Below are 10,126 nucleotides of genomic sequence, written 5' to 3' on the forward strand. Positions count from 1 at the left end.
CCCACGGTGTGCCGATAGTCAGCAGGGCTGGTGCATCGAACTTGCGGCAGTGCGGATCGAGGGGGCAGAAATGCACGGACCAACGGCTCACGCGGCCCGCTCCCATGTATCAGCGACGGCGTACAGCAGTTCGCGGCTTCTCTCCCGCACCTCGTCCGGCATGTCGTGCTGGTACGGGTGCTGTCCGGCGAACAAACCGGCGCCCATCAGCTCGGCCCACGTGTACGGGGCGAGACCGCTCAAGTTGACATGCCGCTCACCGGTTTTCACGTCGAGCGAGTACACGCCGGCGTCCGAGTCCCTGACGTTCGGTGCTGCGACGAGTTCGATGGTCGCTGCGTCGTCGACGCACAGCCAGTAGCGCAGCAGGTCCGCGATTGGGCCGCCCGCTACGGCGGTGACACCGTGTGCGTCAGCGTCGTGGATGAACGCGTCCCATTCGGGGATGGTCGAAACAGTCCTGGTCATGCTGCTTGCTCCATGTTGGCGTAGAACGATTCGAGGGGGCGGCCAGCGCGTTCGGCCATCTGCCGGAGAAGTAGTTGAGTGGCGTCGCGCGGCCAGTTGACGACATGCACTCGGAACATCTCCAGGTCCATGCCGCGGAGGTAGCTGTCGTCGGTGGCAACGATCGGCCGTCGGATCCCGTGCGTGCGCGCGTAGTGCTCGCCGTCGCGCTGGTCGTCGGCGATGATCAGGTCCCGCATGCAGCCTTGGCAGTACTTGTCGGACAGGTCGTGCACACGCTCATATCGGCAGTACCGGCATTCTGGGCGCCAGTTACTGTCGGTGCTGTACACCCAACGTCGGGTTGCGGTGTTCCAGCCGAATCGCCTGTAGCGGACGATGTTGTCTTGGATCGGCGCGGCGGGATCGAAATCTCGGTATCGCGTCACCGTGACCGGTGCGAAAGCATGCATCTCACGGCACCGCTCCACGTCCACGCCAGTCTGCGTTTCGCCGTGCCGTGGCCCGCCCAGGAACTCGACCTCGTTCGACCGGGGCCGCCACATCACGTCCACCAGCATCATGTAGGTCGGCGAGTCCGGCTGCTGATCTAGCATCAGGTCGGTGTGGTGGATGCGCACACCAGGGAAGTGCTGGGATGCTGCGTGTTCGAAGCGGTGGAACAGTTCGCTCTCAACAGCCGGCCTGCCCACAAGTTCGCGCGCAACGGTGGCGGTGAGGCGCATGTTCCGCAGCCGGTCGACCGTCTCCATGTCGACGATCGGGGACGGTGCAGGCCCACCTCCGCCCCGACTGCTGGAGATTCTGCCGCCGCTGTGCCAAGCCTGTGAGGGGATGCCCGCTAACGCTGCGAGCTGGACCGGCGACGCTGGCCGCTCGAATTCCCCTTCGTACGCCGACCCTGGGCACAGGACGGTCGAATCATCGTCGGCGTACCGGTATTCCTCGTCGTACACGCCACGGCGGCGCATGTCTCGCATGCGTTGGGTGATTTTCAGGCCGTGCCATTCGCCGTGGCAGTGTCGGCAGCGATCTTGGTTGACGTTGAAGTCGTAGCCGGACCGGTTGCCGTAGTTCGCGAGTTGCGTGTCTACGAGCTGGGCGATTTCAGCAACAATGTCGCGGTCAGGCATCGGCGTTCACTTCCGCGAGATACTGTTTTGCTTCCTCATGCGGGCATATCTCGCCGGGTTCGAGCGAGAGGTAGCCGTGGGCTTGGCAGCCGCCGTGATGGTCGAACCAGCAGTCATCGGGATCGACGAAATCGGCGACGAGTCGTCGTAGTTGAACGAGTTCGTCGGCCAACTGTCGGTGCACCTGGTCGAATGCGGTGTACTCGTCGTAGAGGATGTATTGCAGGCGGTCGTTGGTCAGGCGGCGGTCAGGCATTCTTCGCTCTCGTTCGTTCGGGGACCGCGTTAGGGTTTTCGACCCACGCCTTGTACTCGTTCCACGTCCATCCGAGGTACTCATAGAGCGGCAACCCGTAACCGGCACCGTTGTGCCATGCTTCTATCTCGTTGTCGATTTCGTCGTCAGTCATCGGGTTTCCTTTCGGATAACCCGGCGGAGACGAAGGTTGTACCAGCGCACGACATGCCGGAAGTCCTCTTCGAGCGCGATCGTCAACCGGTCCGACCAAAGCCATTCCTTGCAGTCGCGGCACCGGGCGATCGTGCATGGCATTCCGGTGAGGGTTGTGCACGCGAGCCAGCCGAATTCGGCGGGAGTGTGGCTACTGTTCGTCGCGCATGAATTGCGATTCGCGCTCATACGTCTATTGTCTCGCGCGAGTCAAACAGAGAATTTCAGTCGGCGCCGAGCGGCCAGCGTTCTCGGTCGGGCCAATACCAGTCACGCAGCGACCGGATATCGTCGTCGGTGACGTCCATACCGGCCATTCGCAGCATCGCCTTGTCCGTCTCGATGTCCGGGCCGGGGACAGGGTGCTCGGCGATGAAGGCCAACGCCTGCTCGTCACCATCCGTCGCTGCGGCGAATAGATCGCCGTACATCAGGACGGCCGAGAAGACGAGCGCGTTCAGCGACGGCGGCCCGAACATGGCGCGCAGGAACCCGTCTCCCACGCAGCCGTCCAACAGGTCGTTGTGGATGGGTCGTCCGCACCAGCATTGAGTCGGTACCGCGTTCACAGCACGTACGGCCGAACTGTGATCGTCAGGTCCGCGTCTTCTAACACATCCGACAGCAGTTCCGTTATCGGTGTCATGCGTCGATCCCATATCGGCCGCAGCTCGCGGGTGTCGAGTTCCCGCGGGTACGGCTCGTTCGTCCACGGACAGATACGGCGCAGGCGAACCCTCACTGCGGTTCTCCTGTCTCGGTGGGCTCGGCGCGAAACGCCCGCCGGACCTCATCTTCCGTCGGCTCATCCCCAGCAACCCGGTTGATGATGGCCATGCCCTCGCAGAATGTGCACCGGTAGGTGAACGCCTCGAAGTCGCCGATGGGTGAGCGGTCGTCCAGGGCGAAGGCGGGATGTTCGCACCCGCCCCCGGCGTAGATGGAGGCCAGGGCGCGGACCGTCGGACACGGCCACGGCATCGCGGCAGGCGCGACCGTGTCGCCGTCCCAGCATCGCGTGCAGTAGCCTTCGTCGTCCGCGTGCTCGGCGATCACCTTCCGTATCGCCTCCACCCGGTCCAGGGTGGCCTTCGGGGATTGGCGGGCGGCATGTTCCCGATCGGCGTCTCGCTCGATGGTCCCCACATAGCCGAGGCGACCGAGCGCGTGCCTGTCCTCCGCGATCTCGTGGGACGAGACGTGTATCGCTGGCGGAACGTCGACCACCCAGGTCACGCCTGCTGCCGCGCGCGCTATCCGCTCGTCCTCGGCGAGTCCAGCCCGGAGACGAGCCAACGCGTCATTCGCGCTCACGCTTCCCTCCCGAGTGCCCGTGTGAGTGCCGCGTTGATGTCATCCAGCCGCGCCTGCTTGGTTGTGATCTCCTGATCCAGCCTTGTGCACGTCTTGAACAGCTCGTCACGAAGACGTCCCAACCGCTGCACTTCCTTCCGTGTCTCCGCCTCCACCAGGGGATCCAGGTAAAGCAGGCCCTCATGGTCGTAGCCTGCGTCCGCCTTCAACCGCGTGAACTGGATTTCATCCGACGTAGCGACGAGCACGAACCCGTCGTCGTCATCCAGTTCGTCGATCGCGGCCCACAGCTTCGCCTTCAACGCTTCCTTGGTCACGCCGCATCACCCGCGTCGTCCGCAATGACTGGCACGATCTGCATGTCGGGCCGCATCATTCTCAACTCCGTAATCGGGTCGATCGAGGTGTGATCCTCCTTCGGCAGCGGCGCGACCTGCCGCGTCTCGCCGTGCTGCTGCGCGAGCCCAGCCAGCCAGTCCAGCACCTCATCCTCGGAGTTCAAGCCCTCGGGCACCTCGACGGCGGCCAGCTCGGGGAACTGCTCCCCCAGTGCGGGTGCGCACTCCTCGCAGGCGCGCGGCAACTGGTGGGTCCACAGCACGTCGCCGGTCATCCACTGGAGAATGTCGTACACGCCGCCGATGTGACGCGGGGACACCAGGACGCCAGTAGTGACGCTCAGGATGTCGCCGATGTGGAACTGTTTGGTGTTCACCGCTTCATTCCCGCCCATACCTGACGCCTCCTATCCCGAGCCGGTCCATCACGTTGTCGTGCCATTCACCGGCGCTCGCGTAGCCGTCGGCTTCGGCCTGCTGCATGGCGTCGGTGATCGGCTGCACCACATGCGTTTGGAACGCGGCAGCGTTCACCTTCTGCTGCTCGGCTTTCGCGCGCTTCGCGGCTTCCCGCTCGGCTTGGCGACGCGGTTCCTCCAGCCAGTCCACGAAGTTCTGTTCTCCGTCATCCCAACCACATCGGATGCGCGCCTCATCTTCACCGCACTCGATCACCGTGTACGCGTCGATCTCGTCGCTACAGCAGTCGCAGCCACGCGAATACGATTCGACCTCTTCCGACAGCCACACAGGCACATGCTTGTTCGCGCCGAACCTGCCCCGGATCTGGTCGGCTAGTTCCCCGACCGCTTGCGCCCGCGGCTCGTCTGTTTGTGCCGCATAGTTCGCCCATTCGTCGAACGTCGACACCGTCTGCACGGTCATTTCTTGGGTTCCTTCCAATCGGTCACGTACTGCCGCTTCAATACGGGCTTCTCGTAAACCCACGGCTCTCCACTGGCACCACACCTGTCGGCGGCCCTCACTTGCAGCCGATCCCACGACGCCGACGCCGAGTCCCGATCCGGCCACCAGCCCGGCGCATCACCGAACGCACCGAACGCCTTCCAGCGTTCCTCGGTCGGTAACATGTCGCCGAGCGCGTCGACATAGCGCTCAGCCGTTCGTGCCGCGTTATGGCGAGTCTGGCAACCATCGAACGTGGGATAGCCCCAGGATTCGCCGCAACAGCACTCATAGCCTCCGAACGCATCGGCCAAGTCGGTGCACCAATGCTCGGCGCGAATTGCAGCCGCTATCCGCCCGATCGCCTCGGTGCGGATCTCTTCTGCGTTCACCGTTCACCCCTTCTCGCATCCATCACCGGATGCGCATAGTCGGATACCTGCACAACAGTCAGAGACATGAACGGACCGCCTCAACCGCGACGGTCCACAGCAACAGAACCAGCGGCACGGTCACCACCAGCGACCACGGGCCTACATCGGCAACGACTCGCACCACCGCCCAAGGCACAGCCACGAACGTCATGATCGGCAACGTCACCGCTATGAGTGCCACGACTCCGGCACGCAGCATGCGCACCCACCGCTCCCAAACCCGACTCACACCGCCACCTCGATCAAGTTCAAGAGGCACGCCACCAGCGCACCCGCCGACATCACCAGCAGTACGAACTTCACGTCCGGATGCCGAACCACGCACGCCAACACGACGAACGCCGCAGGCAGCAACAAACACAACAAAGCGCTCTGCACGGGAGTCACGCCGCCACCGCCAAATCCGGCGCCGACTCGCCCAACGCCTGCGCGACCCGCTCCCCCAGGAACCGGGCCGCATTCACCGGGACGGCGTTCCCGATCTGCCGACGAACATCCGCATCGGATCCGATGAACCCGTAGCCGTCCGGAAAGCCCTGCGCCCGCGCCAATTCACGTGTCGTCAACCAGCGATGCCGAACACCCTCCCCAGTCACCGTCGCAACCGCGTGATGCCGGCCGCCCGCGGTGATCGTCTGCAACTGCGACCGGTCAGCTCGACGAGCTTTAGCGTTCTTCCGGTACGTCACCAAATGCGGAATGTTCAGGTCACGGATGGTGTCGATCTGCGGGGACACATACAAGCGCCGCGACACCAACTCCCCCAACCCCTCACCGGGATCCAAAATCGCGCTCGCCGGCGTCCGCGACACAGGCGGCAACGACAAATCCACGTCACCACCGCGGGTGAACACGATGAACACCCGCTTCCGCTCCTGCGCAACCGGGACCGGACCCACATCCGCGGCATCGAGGACGACGATCTGTTCCTTCAACCCGAGCAGCCGCATGCCCTGCAACAGCACCGGGAACAGCACCCACCGCAGAAACTGCGGCACGTTTTCCATGATCACGGCTTCGTAGGCGTGGATTTCCGTAGCAGCAAGGACAGCGAACGCCGTCGCACGATCAACCTTGTCCGGTGTGTCACGCTTCAGCTCATCTTCGGCACTGCCCTGCTTCGACTTCGACGCCGAGGAATGCTTCACGCACGACGGCGACGCCCACAGAATGTCCGTCCGCGGATAACTGCCGAAGTTCGTATTCGTCAAATCCGCGGTCCGATGCTCCGTCTCGGGATGGTTGAGCTGATGGGTCGCCACCGAAACCGGCCAATGGTTCGTGCTGATTCGGATGTCGAAACCGGCCTGCCGCAACCCCTCCGAGGAGCCGCCACCGCCGGCGAACAAATCCGTCACGGTCAAAGTCACCAGTCCACCCCCGAGCGCATCCAGCGACGCACGTCCGCAGCCGCGCAGTCGCAGCGGCGACCGGTGTGGCAAGTCGGGCACCGATTCGGATCGTCGTCGCGATAGGCACACAGATGCCTGTGTCGCGTGTTCGAGCAACGTTCGACCATCGTTCGCGGAGGAAGCCCGCGGGTGTCCCACGGCGCCACCGGATGGCACGCTTGAGTCCACTTGGTAATCGTCTTGCCGCAACCATCCGGGCAGGGGTACATGCTCAACTCGATTTCCTTCTCCACGCCCATTTTTGGGCGGGGCTCGTACGTTGTGTCCAAGTTCCGGTGTTCGCAGCTCTGCGTTCGATCTAGACGGCAGGAACGAGCATCCGGGGGTGAACGCAAAGGGGTTAGGCTTACAGGGACGGTCGGCGGAAACTGCGTCCGGTGTACGCAGTTTTGTTTTAGAACCACATCGCTCACGGCCCCTCCCCTTCCTCGTAATGCACCCGACCAGCGTCGAGAAGCACGCAAGCCGCCGCATACGCTCGGTCATCGCCCTGCAACATCGGCAACACGTCCGCGGCACGAAACATCGGCGGTTTCAGGTGCGGCCAGTGCCGCGCATACGCTTCGACGACACCGGTGATGGTCTTGGCGTCGTTGGGTGGTGGACCGCCCACACCTTTGCGTTTCATGCCGCCGCCCGCCTGTCGCGTGCACTGACTTCACGCACAGACCGACCGAGCAACCGCGTGATGCACGGCGCCGCGGTCTCTTGCCCGTCCTTGTTCGTGCACGTCTCACCCGCCTGCGCACCGCAGCGTTCGCACGCGTAGTTCAGTGCGCCTGTCGCGTTGTAGGCGCCCATCCGTGCCCGCCGCATCGGCTGCTGACGACCGGGCTTGCGCTCGTGGATCTGCGCGGCGACATCGAGGACAGCTGCGGGCGTGACGCGGAACCCAGCGGTCTTGTGGTGGATGTGGACGGCTTCCTCGGCGACGGCGCGATCGAGATGTCCGATCACGGTGTGCCATTCGCTGATGAGGTCGGCGGTGATTTCCCGGCAGTCGTATCCGGCGACGAGTTCGAGGACCTGGGTGGTGTCGGCGCGGTTCACGATGCGGCTCGCTTCGACTCGATCCCGAACAGGTTGGAGAGCTTGATGGTTGCGGCAATCTCGCGGCGCCGGTCGACGTGACTGATCGCAGCCTGCTTCGCTGCGGCAACCCGACCCTTGAACTCCTCCAACTCCGCAGCTGTCAAGTCGTGCTGGGCGGGTCGCTTCAACGCGACCGCCAGCGCGATGTCGCGCGACAGGCGGTGCGCTTTCTGCGGCGTGAAACCCATCTCCTGGAGAATGTGGTTCGCCATCTCCATCTCCGTGACACGCTCTTTCGGCAGGCTCGCCAGCACGTCGCGGCGCGCGGCGTGAGCGTGGCTGACGATCGCGTCCGGGGTCGGCCGGAACTGCTCAACCGGTTCGGACCGCGCTTCGGCACGCGCCTGAGCGACCTTGATGTGGTGGGCGCGGGCGTGATTCACGCCGGCGACGAGGTCTTCCGCGGACAGGCCGGACGCCTCGAAGTGGGCAGCCCATGCTGCTGCGGCAGCCGGACCTGCCTTCGGGAACCACAAGTCGTGGGCTTGGAGGTTGTCGAGGACGGCGCCGGCGGCTTCGAGGTAGTAGGTGGTCGGGGTGGTCATGCCGTGGCGCTCCATTCGGGGTCGGCGTCGATGATTTGCACCAGGGGCGGCTGGAGGGTGGCGCGTTGCTTGGCGGCCGCCTCGGCGCGGAGCTGTTCGAAGACGGCGTGCTGTTCACGCCGTTTGCGGTCGGACGCGGCTTCACGAGGGGCGGGCTGACTGCTGGTGATGGCGGTGACGTTGCGCGGCTTCGCTTTACCCAGCCAGGTGTGGAACGCGGCATCCCAGTTGACTGCGGTGCGCCCGTGGGAGAGGGCGTGGTTGCGGAACTGGTCGGCTTCGAAGTCGAGGTCGAGGGTTCCTCTGATTGCCTTCGCCCGGTGGACGTCGTTGGGATGCCAGTCTTCAGGGATCGGGTGGTCGTCGCGGACGGCGGCGTCGCGCGCGCGCGTCTCGCTCTCTCCTTCTGTTCCCCTGTTCCCCTGTTCCCCTGTTCCAGGCGCGGGGGTCACGTAAGAGTCTCGCGAGGGTGTCGCGACAGACTCGCGAATGACTGCATTTTCACTGGTAGGCAGCGGGTATCTGGCCTTGTTCGGCTTGTCAACGCGCTGATGCTTCGGCCAGCCGGTGACGTAAAAGTACGCCTTGCCGTCCACCGTGTAGCGCTGAATCAGGCCGGTTTCGGAGAACGTCTGGATGGCTTCGGAAACCCTCGCGAATGTCTCGCGAGGGTCCCGCTCCAGGTCTGCGGCGAACAGGTCTGCGCAGATTGCGGCGAGCTTGTCGAGCCCGACACCGTTGTCATCGACGTAGGACCACAGCCCGATGAACACAAGCCTGTGATGCCAGTCCAGCGCGTCGATGTCATCGGACCGCCAAAACTCGGGTTTGATACTGCGGATGCGCATTATTGGCCTGCCTCGATCTGTTCGGCGCATTCGAGGTACTCACGCGCGAACTTTGGGAGAGAGCTGACTGTGACAATCTCGGGCATCTGCTCGTGGAGCCAGCTGTAGATGAAATGGAATGACGCCCTGAAGTCGAGGCCCGATGTCTGTATCGCTCGGGTCATGTTGGCGACGAAGTCGTCATCAGATCCGTCGCCGAAGTACATATCGCCGCCGAGATCACCAAAACTAACGATCTGAAGGACGAGGATCACCGACTCTTCAGAAACCGGGGAGTTCGCCGATAGATGTTGGGCGAACTCTCGCCTGAGGCGTGCCTGTGCACGCACCCTGTTGAAGGTTTCCGTGATTGCTTCCGAGGACAGGGGGGCGCGAGTACCGCTCGTGTCGACGCAGCGAGCTTCGACTAAGCTGCGCACCAGTTTCACTGCGGGCACTCCGTCCTGCCTCACCCACTGTCCTTCGTGCGCCGCTGTGAGCCATTCGGAGATGGCGCCTTCGTTGACCTCGATAACCCCATACTGGGCTGCCACGCCAAGCACTTCGAGGATGTCGCCGCGGTTCCAAGCAGTGGAATCCTGGTGAACCTCGATCCGAACTTCGCGGCATGCCTGCTCGGCTTCTCCCGCAAGCTCGCGAGCCCGCTCCTGCGCTTGCCGGATCCGATTCCAGCAGCACTTGCAGAAGTACTTCCACTTCGCTTCGGCACCGCGGACAACTTGCATCCCCATAGCGACATCGATGAGTTCGTCAAAGTCGGAAAAGGTCAACCCAGCCGCAAGGAAGTTGTTCACCGAGTTGCCGAAGCCAGCAGGGAGGCCGAGGGGGCGACCGCCGAAGTCGTGGGATTCCCAGAGCTTTCGGAACTGGTTCAGCGTGGCCTTCTGGCTGATGTACTCCGCTTCGCGTTCCTCTGCGGCCTGTCGCATTGCGTCTTTCCAGCGCAGCGCATCTGTCGATACCTCGGCAACGAGTGCGCTATCGGGCGCGATGGAACTCTTGCCGCCATTACAATCGGCACACGCCGCAACGAGGTTCGATGGTTCGTCGCTCCCGCCGAGTGCGACGGGCACAACGTGGTCGACGGTGATTTCGACGTCCGGGGCGCTGGCACCGCAGTAGCGGCACGTATTCCCGTCTCGGCGAAGTATCTCGAACCGCAGTCGTCGTGATAGACTCATGGTG

General features: G+C 63.7%; 18 protein-coding genes. All 18 read right to left on the minus strand.

Features of this window, described 5'->3' with window-relative positions; translation table 11 throughout:
- Nucleotides 1-87 precede the first annotated feature (87 nt).
- Nucleotides 88-468 (minus strand): hypothetical protein, encoded by a 381-nt coding sequence (locus ACFU5M_RS19415; RefSeq protein WP_379050946.1) that lies wholly within the window; start codon nt 466-468, stop codon nt 88-90.
- Nucleotides 465-1,601 (minus strand): hypothetical protein, encoded by a 1,137-nt coding sequence (locus ACFU5M_RS19420; protein WP_379050948.1) that lies wholly within the window; start codon nt 1,599-1,601, stop codon nt 465-467. The genes ACFU5M_RS19415 and ACFU5M_RS19420 overlap by 4 nt, the downstream gene beginning before the upstream one ends.
- A complete protein-coding gene (locus ACFU5M_RS19425) occupies nt 1,594-1,857 on the minus strand; it encodes a hypothetical protein (protein ID WP_379050950.1) in 264 nt (87 codons plus the stop codon). The genes ACFU5M_RS19420 and ACFU5M_RS19425 overlap by 8 nt, the downstream gene beginning before the upstream one ends.
- Entirely contained in the window at nt 1,850-2,011 is a 162-nt protein-coding gene (locus tag ACFU5M_RS19430) for a hypothetical protein (protein ID WP_379050952.1), read from the minus strand. The genes ACFU5M_RS19425 and ACFU5M_RS19430 overlap by 8 nt, the downstream gene beginning before the upstream one ends.
- A gap of 265 nt (nt 2,012-2,276) precedes the next feature.
- Complete coding sequence (locus ACFU5M_RS19435; RefSeq protein ID WP_379050954.1) at nt 2,277-2,555, minus strand: hypothetical protein; 279 nt, start codon at nt 2,553-2,555, stop codon at nt 2,277-2,279.
- Nucleotides 2,556-2,790: 235 nt separating this feature from the next.
- A complete protein-coding gene (locus ACFU5M_RS19440; RefSeq protein ID WP_379050956.1) occupies nt 2,791-3,366 on the minus strand; it encodes a DUF6221 family protein in 576 nt (191 codons plus the stop codon).
- Nucleotides 3,363-3,683, minus strand: a complete 321-nt coding sequence (locus tag ACFU5M_RS19445) for a hypothetical protein (RefSeq protein WP_379050958.1) — start codon at nt 3,681-3,683, stop codon at nt 3,363-3,365. Before ACFU5M_RS19445 ends, ACFU5M_RS19440 begins: the two co-directional genes overlap by 4 nt.
- Nucleotides 3,680-4,081 (minus strand): hypothetical protein, encoded by a 402-nt coding sequence (locus tag ACFU5M_RS19450; protein WP_379050960.1) that lies wholly within the window; start codon nt 4,079-4,081, stop codon nt 3,680-3,682. Before ACFU5M_RS19450 ends, ACFU5M_RS19445 begins: the two co-directional genes overlap by 4 nt.
- 4 nt (nt 4,082-4,085) lie before the next feature.
- Complete coding sequence (locus ACFU5M_RS19455; RefSeq protein ID WP_379050962.1) at nt 4,086-4,652, minus strand: hypothetical protein; 567 nt, start codon at nt 4,650-4,652, stop codon at nt 4,086-4,088.
- Nucleotides 4,586-5,002, minus strand: coding sequence for a hypothetical protein (locus tag ACFU5M_RS19460; protein WP_379050965.1), 417 nt, complete (start codon nt 5,000-5,002; stop codon nt 4,586-4,588). The genes ACFU5M_RS19455 and ACFU5M_RS19460 overlap by 67 nt, the downstream gene beginning before the upstream one ends.
- 58 nt (nt 5,003-5,060) lie before the next feature.
- Complete coding sequence (locus ACFU5M_RS19465) at nt 5,061-5,249, minus strand: hypothetical protein (protein ID WP_379050967.1); 189 nt, start codon at nt 5,247-5,249, stop codon at nt 5,061-5,063.
- Between the two features lie 20 nt (nt 5,250-5,269).
- The gene (locus ACFU5M_RS19470) at nt 5,270-5,431 is read right to left on the minus strand and encodes a hypothetical protein (protein WP_379050969.1); all 162 of its coding nucleotides are present in this window, start codon (nt 5,429-5,431) and stop codon (nt 5,270-5,272) included.
- A complete protein-coding gene (locus ACFU5M_RS19475; protein WP_379050971.1) occupies nt 5,428-6,552 on the minus strand; it encodes a DNA cytosine methyltransferase in 1,125 nt (374 codons plus the stop codon). The genes ACFU5M_RS19470 and ACFU5M_RS19475 overlap by 4 nt, the downstream gene beginning before the upstream one ends.
- 313 nt (nt 6,553-6,865) lie before the next feature.
- Entirely contained in the window at nt 6,866-7,084 is a 219-nt protein-coding gene (locus tag ACFU5M_RS19480) for a hypothetical protein (protein ID WP_379050973.1), read from the minus strand.
- A complete protein-coding gene (locus ACFU5M_RS19485) occupies nt 7,081-7,506 on the minus strand; it encodes a hypothetical protein (protein WP_379050975.1) in 426 nt (141 codons plus the stop codon). The genes ACFU5M_RS19480 and ACFU5M_RS19485 overlap by 4 nt, the downstream gene beginning before the upstream one ends.
- On the minus strand, nt 7,503-8,093 hold the full coding sequence (locus ACFU5M_RS19490; RefSeq protein ID WP_379050979.1) for a hypothetical protein: 591 nt from the start codon (nt 8,091-8,093) through the stop codon (nt 7,503-7,505). Before ACFU5M_RS19490 ends, ACFU5M_RS19485 begins: the two co-directional genes overlap by 4 nt.
- Nucleotides 8,090-8,941: a hypothetical protein gene (locus ACFU5M_RS19495; protein WP_379050982.1), complete on the minus strand. Its 852-nt coding sequence runs from the start codon at nt 8,939-8,941 to the stop codon at nt 8,090-8,092. The genes ACFU5M_RS19490 and ACFU5M_RS19495 overlap by 4 nt, the downstream gene beginning before the upstream one ends.
- Nucleotides 8,941-10,122, minus strand: a complete 1,182-nt coding sequence (locus ACFU5M_RS19500; protein WP_379050985.1) for an HNH endonuclease — start codon at nt 10,120-10,122, stop codon at nt 8,941-8,943. The genes ACFU5M_RS19495 and ACFU5M_RS19500 overlap by 1 nt, the downstream gene beginning before the upstream one ends.
- Between the last annotated feature and the right edge of the window lie 4 nt (nt 10,123-10,126).

The sequence above is a fragment of the Nocardia sp. NPDC057455 genome (assembly GCF_042802775.1).
Taxonomy (GTDB): Bacteria; Actinomycetota; Actinomycetes; order Mycobacteriales; family Mycobacteriaceae; genus Nocardia.

Coding starts and splice junctions, on each gene's coding strand:
- ACFU5M_RS19415 (WP_379050946.1), bottom strand. CDS start 468: ATGACCAGGACTGTTTCGACCATCCCCGAATGGGACGCGTTCATCCAC.
- ACFU5M_RS19420 (WP_379050948.1), bottom strand. CDS start 1,601: ATGCCTGACCGCGACATTGTTGCTGAAATCGCCCAGCTCGTAGACACG.
- ACFU5M_RS19425 (WP_379050950.1), bottom strand. CDS start 1,857: ATGCCTGACCGCCGCCTGACCAACGACCGCCTGCAATACATCCTCTAC.
- ACFU5M_RS19430 (WP_379050952.1), bottom strand. CDS start 2,011: ATGACTGACGACGAAATCGACAACGAGATAGAAGCATGGCACAACGGT.
- ACFU5M_RS19480 (WP_379050973.1), bottom strand. CDS start 7,084: ATGAAACGCAAAGGTGTGGGCGGTCCACCACCCAACGACGCCAAGACC.
- ACFU5M_RS19490 (WP_379050979.1), bottom strand. CDS start 8,093: ATGACCACCCCGACCACCTACTACCTCGAAGCCGCCGGCGCCGTCCTC.
- ACFU5M_RS19495 (WP_379050982.1), bottom strand. CDS start 8,941: ATGCGCATCCGCAGTATCAAACCCGAGTTTTGGCGGTCCGATGACATC.
- ACFU5M_RS19500 (WP_379050985.1), bottom strand. CDS start 10,122: ATGAGTCTATCACGACGACTGCGGTTCGAGATACTTCGCCGAGACGGG.